This window comes from Burkholderia sp. HI4860 (genome assembly GCF_002223045.2).
Classification (GTDB): domain Bacteria; phylum Pseudomonadota; class Gammaproteobacteria; order Burkholderiales; family Burkholderiaceae; genus Burkholderia.
In genome coordinates, this window is sequence record NZ_NKFO02000003.1 from 1,014,798 (window position 1) to 1,029,973 (window position 15,176).

The following is a 15,176-nucleotide window of genomic DNA, read 5'->3' on the forward strand; positions in this document are numbered from 1 at the left end:
CCCTCACGTGCGTTGCGCATAGTTCGTTTCGACCCACTTGCGGTAATCGCCGGACGCGACCTCGTCCACCCATACCTGATTGTCGAGATACCAGCGCACGGTCTTCGCGAGCCCCGTCTCGAACGTCTCGGCCGGCTTCCAGCCGAGCTCGCGCTCGAGCTTGCGCGCATCGATCGCGTAGCGGCGGTCATGGCCGGGACGATCCTTCACATAGGTGATCTGGTCGCGATACGATCCCGTCGCCTTCGGCCGCGCCGCGTCGAGCAGATCACAGAGCGTGTGCACGACGTCGAGGTTCTTCTTCTCGTTCCAGCCGCCGATGTTGTACGTCTCGCCCGGCACGCCGCGCGCAAGCACTTCGCGGATCGCGCTGCAGTGGTCGCCGACGTACAGCCAGTCGCGCACGTTCTGGCCATCGCCGTAGACCGGCAACGGCTTGACCGCGAGCGCGTTCGCGATCATCAGCGGAATCAGCTTCTCCGGGAACTGGTACGGGCCGTAGTTGTTCGAGCAGTTCGTCGTGAGCGTCGGCAGACCGTACGTGTGGTGATACGCACGCACCAGGTGGTCGGAGCCGGCCTTCGTCGCCGAATAGGGGCTGTTCGGGGCGTAAGGCGTCGTTTCCGAGAACTGGGGATCGGTCGCGGACAGCGACCCGAACACCTCGTCGGTCGACACGTGCAGGAAGCGGAACGCCTCCTTGTCCGCATCGTTTAGGCCGTTCCAGTGCGAGCGTGCCGCTTCGAGCAGCGTAAACGTACCGACGACATTGGTCTGCACGAAATCGGCCGGCCCGTGGATCGAACGATCGACGTGACTCTCGGCTGCAAAGTGGATCACTGCGCGCGGCTTGTGCTCGGCAAACAGCGCGTCGAGTGCCGCACGATCGCAGATATCGACACGAGCGAACACATGATCCGGATTCCCGTCGAGCGGCGCCAGCGTACGCAGGTTGCCCGCATAGGTCAGCTTGTCGACGTTGAGCACGGCCTCATCGGACACATCCATCCAGTCGAGTACAAAATTGGCACCGATAAAACCCGCGCCGCCGGTAACCAGGATCATGAAACACCCTCTAATAATAATGTGCGGCGCGCCTGGCAGGCGCTCATCGCACTTCTTGTCATGTCACAGTGGCCAAGTCTCGGCCGATCAGGCCCGGCATTTTAACCGGTCGCCATACCAGCAAAGTCACGAGATGTTAATTTCGGAGTGAAAATGTCAATTATAGGAATCCAGCCGGTGCCAACTCCATGCTGCTAACAACTTGATACAGCGCGAGGCCCTTTGCGCCACGAAAAATAGCATGCCTGGCGGGTCGCCCGATGTGGATCAGCCGTTGCGCCAACGTATATTCATACGATTTTCCCCAGTTCACCTCGTTTCGGTACGATCTGACCCTCATGCTTCCTGCCCCCATCGCCATCGGCGACATCCAAGGCTGTCATTCCGCTTTCCAGTCTTTACTCGAAAAGCTTTCAGCCCCCGCCGACACGCCGCTGTGGATCGCCGGCGACGTCGTCAACCGCGGCCCGGATTCCCTCGCCTCGCTGCGCGCACTCGTCGACCTCGGCCCGCGCGCGACGGTCGTGCTCGGCAATCACGACCTGCACCTGCTTGCGGTCTCCGCCGGCCTGCGCACTGAGCGCCCGGGCGACACCATCGGCGAGATCCTCGACGCGCCCGACGCCGATGCGCTGCTCGACTGGGTCCGCCACCGTCCGTTCGTGCATGCCGAGAACGGCATGCTGCTCGTCCATGCGGGTGTGCTGCCACAGTGGGATGCCACGCTCGTGCTCGAACTCGCCGACGAGCTCCAGCGCGCGCTGCGCGCGCCCGACTGGCGCGACACGCTGCAGAAGCTGTACGGCAACGAGCCGAATCAATGGAGCCCTGATCTGAAGAAACGTGACCGGATGCGCGTCGCGTTCAACGCGTTCACGCGCGTGCGCTTCTGCACGCCCGACGGTGCAATGGACTTCAAGGCGAACGGCGGCCCCGACAGCGCGCCGCCCGGCTACCTGCCGTGGTTTGACGTACCGGGGCGCCGCACCGAGGACGTGACGATCGTGTTCGGCCACTGGGCCGCGCTCGGCCTGATGGTGCGCGAGAACGTCGTCGCGCTCGATTCGGGGTGTGTATGGGGCAATCAACTGTCAGCCGTGCGGCTGACCGCCGATCCGGCGCAGCGCACGGTCACGCAGGTGCAGTGCGATGCGTGCCGCGCGCCGGGCGGAGAGTGATTAAAGGCTGATTCGCGTCGCCGGGAAGCGCGTCAACCCTCACGCCCCGGCACCGGTGCGTCGGCCGCCTCATGCCCAGCCGCGCCGACACCAACCTCGGTCGCCGGATACGCATGCTTCTGCAATTCCGCGAGCGACTCGGCCGTCGGTTTGCCAACCTTCGCCTGCAACTTCACGAGCGCAGCCCCGATCGCTTCACGCGCCGCCGCGGACGTCGCCCGCCGGTCGCCCCCCGGTGCAATCGGTTCACACACGTACAGGTGCGCGACGAGCGGGCCGCCGCGCAACACCATGTCGAGCGACGTGCCCAGCGCCAGTTCGCCGGTATAGGCCGGCGCAACCGACTGCCGCCCCTGCGCATCCTCGTACATCAGGCAGATCGGCTGCACCGCGCAGCCGGCCGACACCGCGGCCTGGAACAGGTTCGCGTGGAACGGCAGCAGTTCCTGCCCGTCGGTCGTCGTCCCTTCCGGAAACACGCACATCAGCCCGCCGTTGCGCAGGCGCTCGGCCATCTCGTGCATGACGCGCATCGCCTCGGTGCGCTTCTCGCGCTGCAGGAACACGGTGTCGAGCTTCTCGGCGAGCCAGCCGACCACCGGCCACTGTCGCACCTCGGCCTTCGACACGAACGGCGTCGGCCGCCACGCGTTGACCGTGTAGATGTCGAGCCACGACACGTGATTGCCGACCACGAGCGCACTCGCGTCGAGCCGCGCGCTGTCGTTATGGACGACGAGACGCATCCCGCAGATCCGCAGCAGCTTGAGCGACCAGCGGCGTATCAGCTCGGCGCGGCGCGCCGGCGTGACGTGCGAAAAACGCAGCGCGACGATCACCATGCCGCGCAACAGGTGGAAAACGAGACGCAGCTTGCGAAGGGCAATCATGGCGATAGTCCGGCGTGGTTCAGGAGCGCTCGAACGCGATCCGCCCGGCCACGAGCGTCGCGCGCACGGTGGCCGGCAGTTCGTAGCCGAGGAACGGCGAGTTGTGGCCCTGGCTCTTCAGCGCACGCGGCTCGACGCGCCAATGAGCGCGCGGGTCGAACACGCACAGGTCGGCCGCACCGCCTTCGGTGAGGCGGCCAGCCGGCAGCTTCAGCACGTCAGCCGGCGCGGACGTGATGCGGCGCAGCGCCTGCGCGAGCGGCGTACGCGTCTCGTCGGCCCACTTCAGCGTCAGCGACAGCAGCAGCTCGAGCCCGGTCGCGCCCGGCGTCGCTTCGCCGAACGGCAACAGCTTCTCGTCGTCGTCGACCGGCGTGTGATCGGAGCAGATCGCATCGATCGTGCCGTCGGCGAGCGCCACGCGAATCGCTTCGCGATCGCGCTCGCTGCGCAGCGGCGGATCGAGCCGGAACTGCGAATCGAAGTAGCCGATGTCGACGTCGATCAGATGCACGTGATTCACGCCGACGTCGCAGGTCACGGGCAGCCCCTCGGCCTTCGCCTCGCGCACGAGCGCGAGGCCGGCCGCCGACGACAGCCGCGCGAGGTGCACGCGTGCGCCCGTCACGCGCATCAGTTCGAAGATCGTGTGCAGCGCGATCGTCTCGGCCGCTACCGGAACGCCGGACAGCCCGAGCCGCGACGCCAGCGCGCCGCTCGCGGCGACACCGCCGCGGCCGATGAACGCGTCTTGCGGGCGCAGCCACGTGGTGTAGCCGTAGGTGCTCGCGTACTGCAGCGCACGCAGCAGCACCTGTGTGTCGCGCACCGGCACGTTGGCGTGCGTGAACCCGACACAGCCGGACTCGGTCAGCGCGACCATCTCGGTGATCACCTCACCCTTGAGGCCGACCGTCAGCGCGCCGAGCGGATGCACGTTCGCCTGGTGCAGGTTGCGCGCACGGAACTTGAGCATCTCGACGAGGCCCGGCTCGTCCAGCACGGGGTCAGTATCCGGCGGGCACACGAGGGTCGTGACACCGCCCGCGACAGCCGCGGCCATCTCGGACGCAAGCGTCGCCTTGTGCTCGTAGCCGGGTTCGCGCAGCCGCGCGCACAGGTCGACGAGGCCGGGCGCGACGATCATGCCCGCCGCGTCGATCGTGTTGTCCGCGTTGAAACCGGCCGGCGCCGCCGTGCCGAGCGCGGCGATCTTGCCGTCCGCGACGAATACGTCGGCCTGCTGCTCGGTGCCGGCGACCGGATCGATCAGCGTGCCGCCTTTGATATGAATCTTCATGCGCTGTCAGTGAATGCGTTGATTGCGTGAATAAGGATGCGCGAAAGCGGGGCTCAGTCGCTGTTGCCGGCGACGATGCCCATCACCGCCATCCGCACGGCGATGCCGAACGTGACCTGGTTGAGGATCACCGACTGCGGGCCATCGGCGACCTGCGAATCGATCTCGACGCCGCGGTTCATCGGGCCGGGGTGCATCACGATCGCGTCGGGCGCGGCCAGCGCGAGGCGCTCGGGCGTCAGGCCCCAGGTCTTGAAGTATTCCTGCGCGGACGGCAGCAACGCGCCGCTCATCCGCTCGTTCTGCAGGCGCAGCATGATGATCACGTCGACGCCCTTAAGCCCTTCGTCGAGGTTGTGGAACACCTTCACGCCCATCTGCTCGAGCCCGCCCGGCAGCAGCGTGCGCGGGCCGATCGCGCGCACTTCCGGCACGCCGAGCGTGGTGAGTGCATGGATGTCGGAGCGGGCGACACGCGAATGCAGGATGTCGCCGACGATCGCCACGCGCAGCTTCGTGAAGTCGCGCTTGTAGTGACGGATCGTGTACATGTCGAGCAGGCCCTGCGTCGGGTGCGCATGGCGGCCGTCGCCGGCGTTGATCACGTGCACGTGCGGTGCGCAGTGCTCGGCGATCAGGTACGGCGCGCCGCTCGACGCATGGCGCACGACGAACAGGTCGGCATGCATCGCCGACAGGTTGTTGATCGTGTCGAGCAGCGATTCGCCCTTGCTCGTCGACGACGCATTGATGTTCAGGTTCAGCACGTCGGCCGACAGGCGCGTCGCGGCGATCTCGAAGGTCGTGCGCGTGCGCGTCGAGTTCTCGAAGAACAGGTTGAACACGGACTTGCCGCGCAGCAGCGGCACCTTCTTCACTTCACGGTCCGTCACGCTGACGAACTGCTCGGCCGTATCGAGGATGTGGTTGACGATCGAGCGCGGCAGGCCCTCGATCGACAGCAGGTGCTTCAGCTCGCCGTTTTTCGTGAGCTGCGGGTTGCCCTTCAGGAAGCCGTAGCGGAACCGGTCGGGGCTCGCGGCCGCGGCGGGATTGCCGGTGCGGCCAGTGGTGTCGGTGGTCATGGTGTGCGTGATTCCAACTATGCAAACGGGCCGCGGTGCAAACCAGCGGCCCGGGATACGGTTCGCGTGTCGTTCAGGCGCCGTGCACCTCGACGCGCAGCGTGAACTGCGCATCGTCGCGTGCGAGCACGAGCGTCGCGCCGGCCGGCACGTCGAGCGCGCCGCCCGCGAAGCGCGCGGCGACCGGCAGCTCGCGGCCGCCGCGATCGGCGAGCACCGCGAGTTCGACCGCGGCCGGACGGCCATAGTCGAACAGCTCGTTGAGTGCCGCGCGCACGGTGCGCCCGGTAAACAGCACGTCGTCGACGAGCACGATGCGCGCGCCGTCGATCTCGAACGGCAGCGACGTCGGGCTGGCCTGGCTGTGCAGCCCCTTCTTCGCGTAATCGTCGCGGTGCAGCGCGACGTTCACGACGCCGAACGCGGGCGCACCGAGATCGCGCGCGAGGCGCTCGGCAAGCCATGCGCCGCCGCTGTGAATGCCGGCGAGCCGCGGGCCGCCCGGTTCGGCGAACGCCGTGCCGTACGCGGCGCGGATCTGGTCGAGCAGGACGCGGTAAAGCGCCTCGGCGTCAATGGTGCTCATGGTCGGACAATTGATCGAGATACTGTTGAAGGATGACGCGCGCGGCCTCGGCATCGAGCATCTCGGCCCGTGCGCGGCCGCGCACGTTGCGCTCGCGCAGCCCGGCCTCGGCCTCGACCGACGAATAGCGCTCGTCGACCCACGTGACGGGCAGCCCGAAGCGGCCGTTCAGCTGGTTGCCGAAGCGCTTTGCCTGCTGCGTCATGTCGTGCGGCGTGCCGTCCGGATGCATCGGCAGGCCGACGACGAGCGCGTCCGGCCGCCATTCGGCCAGCAGGTCGCCGACCGCCTTGAAGCGGTGTTCGCGGTTCAGGTTCTGGATCACGACGAGCGCACGGGCCGAGCGCGTCAGCGCATTGCCGACCGCGACGCCGATACGTTTTTCGCCGTAGTCGAACGCGAGGAGCGTCGCATCGCGCGCGCTCGCGCCACTCATGCGTGCCCTGCTTCGCCGGACAGCATCGACGAGCTGACGCCGAGCAGGCCGAGTGCGGCTTCGAAGCGCTCTTCGGCCGGCGTGTCGAACACGATGCGCGGATCGGCGGCGACCGTCAGCCAGCCGTTGCGGGAAATTTCTTCCTCGAGCTGCCCTGCCCCCCAGCCAGCATGGCCGAGCGTCAGCAGGAAGCGTTTCGGGCCGGTGCCCGTCGCGACCGCCTCGAGCACGTCCTTCGACGTGGTCATCTCCAGCCCACCCTCGACGGACATCGACGAGTTGTAGCTCGCGCCCTCCACCGGCTCGTGCAGCACGAAACCGCGCTCGGTCTGGACCGGGCCGCCGAAGTACACCGGGATGTGCAGCAGCGGCTCGATGTCGAGCTTCAGGTCGATGCGGTTGAACAGCGATTCGAGGTCGATGTCGGTAGGACGATTGATGACGAGGCCGAGCGCACCGCGCTCGCTGTGATCGCAAAGATAGACCACCGTTCCCGAGAACGTCGGATCGGCCATGTTCGGCATGGCGATCAGGAACTGGTTGGTGAGATTGATGCGATCGGAAGGCTTTGACATGGTTTGAATTTTAGCAAAGACGCCGCGGCCTGACCGGGCCGCGATCAACAAGCAACGCCGCACCGCGCTGGCAACGGCGCGCACGGATCACATGGCACTCTAACACGCGCGCGGGCGCTGTCGGCAGCGTGTTGCGGACCCGCGCGGCAAGGGCCGCCGGCGCGTGTTCGTCCCCTTGTTCGTCAGGCCCGGCCGAGCGCCGCGCCGAGCGCGCCGGACGCCGCCGTGAGGTCCGGCGGCGCAACGCCGGCCGCAATCTTCAGCAGCGCCGCGCGCAGCATGTCGGACGCGTGGCCATGCGCATCGAGGCCGCCGTCGGCAAGCGGCACACCGTGCGCCGCACGCCGCCACGCGAGGCCAAGCGTGTCGGCCAGCAGCGCCGCGTGGCCGAGCCCCAGCGCGCACGCGGCCGTGCCGACCCGGTAGGCGGCGCCGGACGCATGCCACGCGGCACCCGCGTCGGCTCCGGCCGGATCGGCCGCGAGGTCGGCCATCGACGCATCGGCCGTCTGCAGGAAATCCTCATAGGCATGCGCATTGACCGTCACGACGCCGAGTGCGCGAGTCGGCGCGGCGGCAACCGCGTCGCGTTCGGCCCGGGCGGCATCGGCCTCCCACAGCGCTTCGGACGCCGGCGTGCCGGCGACGTGCCAGTCGACCGTCAATCCGTAGTCGTGCAGCACGTCGACGAGCGCGACATCCTCGGCCGCGGCGCCGAACAGCGCGAAATCGCGCCACAGCAGCGCCACCGTCTCCCGCACGAGTTCGGGCGGCGCACTGCGCCGGCCCTGCGCGTGCTCGCCGAGCAGCAGGTTCGTGCGCGCGAGAAAGCGCTTCAGCTCGGGTGCGCCGCTGGCGCGCAGCGCGCGCACGCATGCGGCCGCGAGCCGCCAGAAATCGTATGGCTCGTCGCCGGCGAGCGCGACCAGCATCGCATCGAGTTCGTCGAGTGCCGCGTCGGGTGCGCCGTGTTCCGCGCGCAGCACGCCAAGCAACGCCTGTTCGTAGCGGGCACGAATCCGGGTCGCGAACGCGTCGGGCAGCACACGCAGCGTGGCGGGCGGCACCGCGCGGCCGACGAGCGCGAGCGCGTCGAGCGGCACCTGCGCGCGCAGGTCGGCGGCGCTTTGCGCACGCAATGCGCGGAAATGTTCGAAGAGAACCGGCGAGCAGGCGAGCTCACGCAGGTTGTGGCGTGCGACGGCCGCGCGGAAATCGCGCAGCGCGGCACGCCAGCCGGCCGAAGTCGGCTCGGCGGCGACGAGCGGCACGGCGGCCGACAGCTGCCCCGCGAAACGCGCGGCCGGCAGCCAGCCGGCTTCCGCGAGCACGGCCGCCGCAGCGGCGAGCGGTGCGGCCGCGTCGTCGCGATGCTCGAAAGCGTCGGCGGCCGCCGCAAGCCATGCGTCGGCCGCGCGCACGGCTCCGCCGCGCGGGTTGGGCAGTGCGTCAGGGTGGGGAACGTTCGCCGGTTCTGGCCTCATGGACACGCGCGCCTGTCATCGTCAAGTCGCTCGCGCGAGCCTCGACGCATGAGCGCCGGGTCGATGCGAGGCCTGAGCGGTGTGTCCGTGGGCCAAGGGTCCGGTCAGATCTGGACCATCTCGAAGTCTTCCTTGCGGGCGCCGCATTCAGGACACGTCCAGTTGATCGGGACGTCTTCCCAGCGCGTGCCCGGGGCAATGCCCTCTTCCGGCAGCCCGGCTTCTTCGTCGTAAATCCAGCCACAAATCAGGCACATCCAGCTCTTGTATTCCATCTTAAGCCGCGTCGGGAAAGTCGGTAAATTCGGGAGCCATGATGGTACCGTGTCGGGGCCGGACTGCCTAGCAATCGCGCTGGAGTAACGCGACTACGTTGCGCTGCGCTAAAAAATCCGTCGTGCGGGCCGGATTCCGCCGCATAATGGCTGAAAAGTGCGGCCTGCCGGGCAACACAGGGCCGAAAACGCCCATTTCGCCTCGCCGTCCGCATGCCCGTCGCTTTCCCGTTTTTCTCTTGCCCCATTTTTACATGTCCAGCAACGCCCCTCCGATCGTCCTCACCTTTGGCCTGTCCGACCCCACCGGCGGCTCTGGCATTCAAGCCGATCTGTTGACCCTGGCGAGCATGGGCTGTCACGGCGTGTCCGTCCTGACGGGCTACACCGTGCGCGACTCGGCCGCCTGCGACGAAGTGACCGGCCTCGATCCCGACGTGGTCGCCGCCCAGGCGCGCATGCTGCTCGAAGACATGCCGGTTGCGGCGTTCAAGATCGGCGCGGCGACGCGCGCGGAAGTCGTGAGCGCGATCGCCGAGGTCGTCGCCGACTACGACGGCGTGCCGCTCGTGCTCGCGCCCGACTTCACGCTCGACGACGAGCACGTGCTCGCAGCCGACGACCTGCGCGAATCGATCGCCGACCTGCTGGCACCGCAAACCACGCTGCTGGTCGCCGACTACGCGACGCTGATCGCGCTCGCGCAGCCGGACGGCGACGCCGAGGCGCCGAATCTCGACGCGGCGGTCTCGCACCTGCTGTCGCAGGGCTGCGAGTACATCCTGTCGTCCGAGACGGGCTCGCACCGGCTCGTCAATACACTGTACGGCGAGGAAGGCCAGCTCCGCGAGGACATGTGGGATCGCTCGCCGCACCGCCTGATGGGCATCACGGACACGCTGGGCGCGGCCATCGCGGCGTTGCTCGCGAACGGCCAGGAGCCGCCCGAAGCGGTTCGCGAAGCGCAGGAATACCTGTACCAGGCCACGCGTGACGCATTCCGGCCCGGCATGGGAGCGTACTTGCCCGACCGGTTCTTCTGGGCGCGCAGCAACGAGGATTCGGATACGCCGCCGGCCGTGAAGGCCGACGCGGTGCCGAGGACGTCGCATCGGCATTGAGGTGACCTAGGGGCACGCGGGTGTTTAGACGATCAAACGCCCGCCGCACCACTCCCTTCTCGTCCCCTACTGCCCGCATCCGTCATTCAGTCCGACACGGCCGCAGTCATCGCGGCTGAATCCGCATTCCGCCAGCCCGATTCGATTCGTATCAACGTTCAGTTGAGCGATGAACGAACGTCGAACATTTCAAGACCCAAGCTCGCCAAAAATCGAATCGGTCCCATAGATTGGCCGCGATATCCCCTGCTACGGTTCACCCCATTCAATGTGCACCATGCAAAGGAGTATGCGATGGTTCAGGACACGCTCCTGAAATCGAAGGGAATCAGGGCCGAATCTCGAGATGCCTGTCGTCTGGATGAGTCAAACCGGCCCCGCCGCATCCCGTGGTCACGAATCCCGGAAGTCGGGCGCAAGAACGCCACCGAGGCAAGCACGGCACAGTGGGAGTAACGCTATGGTTCGAGCCAAATGTGTTGCGTCGATTGTGTTGTGTGTCCCGATCGCTATCTGCCACGCCAGAACGGTAAGCACCGTGACCGTCGAGCAATCCGGCCAGACGTCAGCCCCGGACGACCCGCTGACCAGGGACGCATGCAAGAATTTCAAACCGACCGTCGCGCAACTGAAGCGGTTCTTCTCGAGAGCCGCGCCGATTGACGGCAGGTTTGTCGCTCACGATTACTACTCGCCCTGCCATTCGGATGGCGCCATTTCGTTTCCGGACGGCAGTTCGGGGAGGTGGCGCGTCTACTCCAGCGGCACCGCATCGCTGACCTGGGCATCGAGCGACAACACGGTCTACCTCTACAACGGTCGGAACAACGGCTGGCACGATCCGTTCGCGTGCAGCTACGGCCTTCACGATGAAGACGACGACACTTCGTGCTATCTGCCGGGCTTCTGATTTCGATCGTCCGGCGAATCCATAAAAAAAGACCCGCATCGCTGCGGGTCTTTTTCTTTGGCTGGAGCGCGCATCGCTGCGCGCCCCGGACACCATCGACCGAAGTCGATTACATGTCCATGCCCATGCCGCCCATGCCGCCCGGCATACCGCCCGGCATCGGTGCGTCTTCCTTCGGCAGTTCAGCAACAGCTGCGTCCGTCGTCAGCAGCAGGCCTGCAACCGACGCTGCGTTCTGCAGTGCGGTACGCGTGACCTTGGTCGGGTCGACCACACCGGCTTCGACCATGTCGACGTACTCGCCCGTCGCTGCGTTGTAGCCGTAGTTGCCCTGGCCTGCAGCAACTGCCGCCACCACGACGCTGGCTTCTTCGCCGCCGTTCGTGACGATCTGGCGCAGCGGCTCTTCCATTGCGCGCAGCACGATCTTGATGCCGGCGTTTTGATCGGCGTTAGCGCCGGTCAGGCCTGCGATCGCGGTGCGAGCGCGGATCAGCGCAACGCCGCCACCTGCCACGATGCCTTCTTCCACAGCTGCGCGCGTTGCGTGCAGTGCGTCTTCGACACGTGCCTTCTTTTCCTTCATTTCGACTTCGGTCGCTGCACCAACCTTGATCACTGCAACACCGCCAGCCAGCTTGGCCACGCGCTCTTGCAGCTTTTCACGGTCGTAGTCCGACGTCGCTTCTTCGATTTGCGCGCGCACTTGCTTCACGCGTGCTTCGATGTTCACGGCTTCGCCTGCGCCGTCGATAATCGTCGTGTTTTCCTTGCCCACTTCGATGCGCTTCGCCTGGCCCAGTTCTGCCAGCGTTGCCTTCTCGAGCGTCAGGCCGGTTTCTTCCGCGATCACCTGGCCGCCGGTCAGGATCGCGATGTCTTCCAGCATCGCCTTGCGACGGTCGCCGAAGCCCGGCGCCTTGACCGCAACGGTCTTCAGGATGCCGCGGATGTTGTTGACGACCAGCGTTGCGAGCGCTTCGCCTTCGATGTCTTCAGCGATGATCAGCAGCGGACGGCCAGCCTTCGCGACTTGCTCGAGTACCGGCAGCAGATCACGGATGTTCGACACCTTCTTGTCGTGCAGCAGCACGAACGGGTTGTCGAGGACAGCGACTTGCTTTTCCGGGTTGTTGATGAAGTACGGCGACAGGTAGCCGCGGTCGAATTGCATCCCTTCGACGACGTCGAGTTCGTCAGCCAGCGACTTGCCGTCTTCGACGGTGATGACGCCTTCCTTGCCGACCTTGTCCATCGCTTCAGCGATACGATCGCCGATCGACGTGTCGCTGTTCGCCGAGATCGAGCCGACCTGTGCGATTTCCTTGTTCGTCGTGCACGGCTTGCTGATCTTCTTCAGCTCTTCGACAGCCGCTGCGACTGCCTTGTCGATGCCGCGCTTCAGGTCCATCGGGTTCATGCCCGATGCGACGTACTTCATGCCTTCGCGAACGATCGATTGCGCGAGGACGGTTGCCGTCGTCGTGCCGTCGCCTGCGTTGTCGCTGGTCTTGGAAGCGACTTCCTTGACCATTTGCGCGCCCATGTTCTGGAGCTTGTCCTTCAGCTCGATTTCCTTCGCGACCGACACACCGTCCTTGGTGACCGTCGGGCCGCCGAAGCTGCGCTCGAGCACCACGTTGCGGCCCTTCGGACCGAGCGTGACCTTGACTGCGTTGGCGAGAATGTTCACGCCTTCGACCATCTTCGAACGGGCGGAATCGCCGAATACGACGTCTTTAGCTGCCATCTTCTAACTCCTTGAATTCTTGGGAATATGTACCGTCAGTGGACGCTTACTTCGCGTTGACCACGGCCATGATGTCTTCTTCGCGCATGACCAGCAGTTCGCTGCCGTCGACCTTCACGGTCTGGCCTGCGTACTTGCCGAACAGGACGCGATCGCCGACCTTCACGTCGAGCGCGATCGGGGCGCCCTTGTCGTCGCGCTTGCCCGGGCCGACGGCCAGGACTTCACCCTGGTCCGGCTTTTCAGCAGCGGCGTCGGGGATCACGATGCCCGAGGCGGTCTTGGTTTCCTGATCCAGGCGCTTGACGATCACGCGATCGTGCAAAGGACGAAGGTTCATATTCACTCCTCTCTTGACTGAGATTGAAGAACGCTTAGGGAATCTGCCCGGCTTATCGCCCGGCAGAGAATTGTTAGCACTCTCGTGCAGCGAGTGCTAATTATATGGACGGGTTTTGACAAATTCAAGAAGGGGAACCGGACGAATTTTCGGAGTGGGGACGAGGCGAAAAAGCACGCGGATCCGACAAAAAAACCATTTAAAAACAAATCATTACAAGCTCAACCCAGCCTTGCCGGCGAGGCTGCGCTGCCCCGGAATCTCATCCAGCCCCGTTTGGACACCGGGAAAGCACGGAGTTCCCGCGATCGCCGGCATCACTCGATAAATGCTGCAGCGGCGTCGATTCCATCCGCCGGCACGCGCGATCCCGCACCCGCCGGTCGCCTCCTGCGCCCCGCGCAGCGGAGCCATCGATCCGCATCGAAGCATTCATTTTCATTACGCCGATATTTACGGTTTACCTCTCCACTAAACACGTGTCAGGCCACATCCGTAAGGACGTGGATTACATTCAGTAATTTAGATGCGAATCATTCTCGTTTACATTGACATTCCCATTCGACACTCCTACGATGCGCCGCGTTGCGTTCATCTTCATGCCCTGGCCGATCGGTGCCGAGCGTCCGGGCAGCGACCGACAAGCAGGACTCCAGACTAAATAGAACCAGGGATTTGATATGAAGTTTGCGTCGTTCCAGGGAGACACCATCCGTGCTCGGATGCGCCCCGCCGCCTGCGCGGCCATCCTCGCGTGTGCCTCGTTCGCGAGCGGCGCGGCGTTCGCCGACGTGCCGGTCGACGCCCAGCCGGAAGCCCCCGAGGCCGACCTGGCGATCCAGGCGAAGCCGACCAACATGTGGACCGGCATCTGGACGCGCCAGAGCCTGCTCGGCGACATGGGCGGCATCCGCCCGTGGCTCGGCAAGTACGGCGCGACGCTGCAGATCACCGAAACCAGCGAGTACCTCGCGAACCTGCGCGGCGGCCTGAACCGCGGCGGCGCCTACGACGGGCTGACGACCGCCACCCTGACGGTCGACACGCAGAAGGCAATCGGCCTGCCCGGCGGCACGTTCAACGTCAGCGCGCTGCAGATCCACGGCACCAACCTGAGTGCGCGCAACCTCGGCACGCTCAACACCGCGAGCGGCATCGAGGCGCAGGGCACGACGCGCCTGTGGGAGCTGTGGTACCAGCAGTCGTTCCTCGACAAGCGCGTCGACGTGAAGATCGGCCAGCAGAGCCTGGACCAGGAATTCATGGTCAGCACGTATGCGAACACGTTCGTCAACACGATGTTCGGCTGGCCCGCGCTGCCCTCCTACGACCTGCCGAACGGCGGCCCCGCGTATCCGCTCGCGGGCCTCGGCGTGCGCGTACGCGCGCAGATCACGCCGAAGCTCACCGCGCTCGCGGGCGTGTTCGACGGCGATCCGCTCGGCAACAACCCGAGCAACCTGAGCGGCACCAACTTCAACCTGCACAACGGCGCGCTCTATATCGGCGAGTTGCAGTACGCGCTGAACCAGCCGTCCGACGGCGAAATGGACACCGGCCGCTCGAACGGGCTGCCGGGTACCTACAAGATCGGCGTCTGGTATCACAACGGCCGCTTCGCGGACCAGAACGTCGGTACCGACGGGCTGTCGCTCGCGGACCCCGCGTCGAACGGCGACGCCCAGCAGCGTCACGGCAACTACAGCTTCTACGCAGTGGCCGACCAGATGATCTGGCGACCCGACCCGACCGGCCCGCGCAGCCTCGGCGTGTTTGCGCGCGTGATGGGCGCGCCGGGCGACCGCAACCTGGTGAGCTTCTCCGCCAACGCGGGGATCGTGCTGAAGGCGCCGTTCGCCGGCCGCGACAACGACAGCGTCGGCCTCGGCGTCACGTACATCCAGGTCGGCAACCACGTGACCGACCTCGACCAGACCGCGCGAACGTTCGCGACCGGCCCGTACGGCGTGCGCACCCGCGAGACGACGCTCGAGGCGACCTACCAGTACCAGGTCAATCCGTGGTGGATCGTCCAGGCCGACGCGCAGTACACGTTCAATGCCGGCGCCGGCCAGAACCCGAGCGACGCGACCCAGCCGCTGCGCAACACGTTCGTGCTCGGCGCGCGGACGACGATCACGTTCTGAGCGGACGCGCCCACGCCGACCATTTTCGCGCGCC

Annotated in this window: 15 protein-coding genes; 4 read left to right on the forward strand and 11 right to left on the reverse strand. The window is 66.0% G+C overall.

The window, feature by feature from the left end:
- Positions 1-3 precede the first annotated feature (3 nt).
- Positions 4-1,065 (reverse strand): dTDP-glucose 4,6-dehydratase, encoded by a 1,062-nt coding sequence (gene rfbB, locus CFB34_RS20020; protein ID WP_089439373.1) that lies wholly within the window; start codon positions 1,063-1,065, stop codon positions 4-6.
- Between the two features lie 338 nt (positions 1,066-1,403).
- Between rfbB and CFB34_RS20025 the strand changes: the two genes are divergently transcribed.
- The gene (locus tag CFB34_RS20025; protein WP_089440361.1) at positions 1,404-2,243 is read left to right on the forward strand and encodes a symmetrical bis(5'-nucleosyl)-tetraphosphatase; all 840 of its coding nucleotides are present in this window, start codon (positions 1,404-1,406) and stop codon (positions 2,241-2,243) included.
- Positions 2,244-2,275: 32 nt separating this feature from the next.
- Here the strand turns inward: CFB34_RS20025 and CFB34_RS20030 are convergent, their stop codons facing one another.
- From CFB34_RS20030 to CFB34_RS20065, 8 genes are all read right to left on the reverse strand, one after another.
- Entirely contained in the window at positions 2,276-3,133 is an 858-nt protein-coding gene (locus tag CFB34_RS20030) for a lysophospholipid acyltransferase family protein (protein WP_089439372.1), read from the reverse strand.
- Positions 3,134-3,152: 19 nt separating this feature from the next.
- Positions 3,153-4,433 carry a dihydroorotase gene (locus CFB34_RS20035; RefSeq protein ID WP_089439371.1) on the reverse strand — a complete coding sequence of 427 codons (1,281 nt, stop codon included), beginning with the start codon at positions 4,431-4,433 and terminating at the stop codon, positions 3,153-3,155.
- A gap of 53 nt (positions 4,434-4,486) precedes the next feature.
- Positions 4,487-5,518 carry an aspartate carbamoyltransferase catalytic subunit gene (locus tag CFB34_RS20040; RefSeq protein ID WP_006476735.1) on the reverse strand — a complete coding sequence of 344 codons (1,032 nt, stop codon included), beginning with the start codon at positions 5,516-5,518 and terminating at the stop codon, positions 4,487-4,489.
- Between the two features lie 73 nt (positions 5,519-5,591).
- Positions 5,592-6,104 (reverse strand): bifunctional pyr operon transcriptional regulator/uracil phosphoribosyltransferase PyrR, encoded by a 513-nt coding sequence (gene pyrR / locus CFB34_RS20045; protein WP_089439370.1) that lies wholly within the window; start codon positions 6,102-6,104, stop codon positions 5,592-5,594.
- Positions 6,091-6,540 (reverse strand): Holliday junction resolvase RuvX, encoded by a 450-nt coding sequence (ruvX, locus tag CFB34_RS20050; protein ID WP_011351144.1) that lies wholly within the window; start codon positions 6,538-6,540, stop codon positions 6,091-6,093. The genes pyrR and ruvX overlap by 14 nt, the downstream gene beginning before the upstream one ends.
- Entirely contained in the window at positions 6,537-7,115 is a 579-nt protein-coding gene (locus CFB34_RS20055) for a YqgE/AlgH family protein (protein ID WP_011351143.1), read from the reverse strand. The genes ruvX and CFB34_RS20055 overlap by 4 nt, the downstream gene beginning before the upstream one ends.
- A 182-nt stretch (positions 7,116-7,297) precedes the next feature.
- Positions 7,298-8,599: a hypothetical protein gene (locus CFB34_RS20060; RefSeq protein ID WP_089439369.1), complete on the reverse strand. Its 1,302-nt coding sequence runs from the start codon at positions 8,597-8,599 to the stop codon at positions 7,298-7,300.
- 104 nt (positions 8,600-8,703) lie between these two features.
- Positions 8,704-8,874, reverse strand: a complete 171-nt coding sequence (locus CFB34_RS20065) for a rubredoxin (protein ID WP_004186709.1) — start codon at positions 8,872-8,874, stop codon at positions 8,704-8,706.
- Between the two features lie 254 nt (positions 8,875-9,128).
- Here CFB34_RS20065 and CFB34_RS20070 point away from each other — a divergent pair, with 254 nt between their 5' ends.
- Together CFB34_RS20070 and CFB34_RS20075 are read left to right on the forward strand one after the other, a co-directional pair.
- On the forward strand, positions 9,129-9,995 hold the full coding sequence (locus CFB34_RS20070) for a hydroxymethylpyrimidine/phosphomethylpyrimidine kinase (protein ID WP_089439368.1): 867 nt from the start codon (positions 9,129-9,131) through the stop codon (positions 9,993-9,995).
- A gap of 538 nt (positions 9,996-10,533) precedes the next feature.
- Positions 10,534-10,905, forward strand: a complete 372-nt coding sequence (locus CFB34_RS20075) for a hypothetical protein (RefSeq protein ID WP_089439367.1) — start codon at positions 10,534-10,536, stop codon at positions 10,903-10,905.
- 109 nt (positions 10,906-11,014) lie between these two features.
- Here CFB34_RS20075 and groL read toward each other — a convergent pair whose 3' ends face one another.
- Positions 11,015-12,655 carry a chaperonin GroEL gene (gene groL / locus CFB34_RS20080; RefSeq protein WP_039361154.1) on the reverse strand — a complete coding sequence of 547 codons (1,641 nt, stop codon included), beginning with the start codon at positions 12,653-12,655 and terminating at the stop codon, positions 11,015-11,017.
- Between the two features lie 46 nt (positions 12,656-12,701).
- Positions 12,702-12,995: a co-chaperone GroES gene (gene groES / locus CFB34_RS20085; RefSeq protein ID WP_039361157.1), complete on the reverse strand. Its 294-nt coding sequence runs from the start codon at positions 12,993-12,995 to the stop codon at positions 12,702-12,704.
- 680 nt (positions 12,996-13,675) lie between these two features.
- Between groES and CFB34_RS20090 the strand changes: the two genes are divergently transcribed.
- Complete coding sequence (locus CFB34_RS20090) at positions 13,676-15,142, forward strand: carbohydrate porin (RefSeq protein ID WP_089439366.1); 1,467 nt, start codon at positions 13,676-13,678, stop codon at positions 15,140-15,142.
- The last annotated feature ends 34 nt before the right edge of the window (positions 15,143-15,176 follow it).

Coding starts and splice junctions, on each gene's coding strand:
- rfbB (WP_089439373.1), bottom strand. CDS start 1,065: ATGATCCTGGTTACCGGCGGCGCGGGTTTTATCGGTGCCAATTTTGTA.
- CFB34_RS20025 (WP_089440361.1), top strand. CDS start 1,404: ATGCTTCCTGCCCCCATCGCCATCGGCGACATCCAAGGCTGTCATTCC.
- CFB34_RS20030 (WP_089439372.1), bottom strand. CDS start 3,133: ATGATTGCCCTTCGCAAGCTGCGTCTCGTTTTCCACCTGTTGCGCGGC.
- CFB34_RS20035 (WP_089439371.1), bottom strand. CDS start 4,433: ATGAAGATTCATATCAAAGGCGGCACGCTGATCGATCCGGTCGCCGGC.
- CFB34_RS20040 (WP_006476735.1), bottom strand. CDS start 5,518: ATGACCACCGACACCACTGGCCGCACCGGCAATCCCGCCGCGGCCGCG.
- pyrR (WP_089439370.1), bottom strand. CDS start 6,104: ATGAGCACCATTGACGCCGAGGCGCTTTACCGCGTCCTGCTCGACCAG.
- ruvX (WP_011351144.1), bottom strand. CDS start 6,540: ATGAGTGGCGCGAGCGCGCGCGATGCGACGCTCCTCGCGTTCGACTAC.
- CFB34_RS20055 (WP_011351143.1), bottom strand. CDS start 7,115: ATGTCAAAGCCTTCCGATCGCATCAATCTCACCAACCAGTTCCTGATC.
- CFB34_RS20060 (WP_089439369.1), bottom strand. CDS start 8,599: ATGAGGCCAGAACCGGCGAACGTTCCCCACCCTGACGCACTGCCCAAC.
- CFB34_RS20065 (WP_004186709.1), bottom strand. CDS start 8,874: ATGGAATACAAGAGCTGGATGTGCCTGATTTGTGGCTGGATTTACGAC.
- CFB34_RS20070 (WP_089439368.1), top strand. CDS start 9,129: ATGTCCAGCAACGCCCCTCCGATCGTCCTCACCTTTGGCCTGTCCGAC.
- groL (WP_039361154.1), bottom strand. CDS start 12,655: ATGGCAGCTAAAGACGTCGTATTCGGCGATTCCGCCCGTTCGAAGATG.
- groES (WP_039361157.1), bottom strand. CDS start 12,995: ATGAACCTTCGTCCTTTGCACGATCGCGTGATCGTCAAGCGCCTGGAT.
- CFB34_RS20090 (WP_089439366.1), top strand. CDS start 13,676: ATGAAGTTTGCGTCGTTCCAGGGAGACACCATCCGTGCTCGGATGCGC.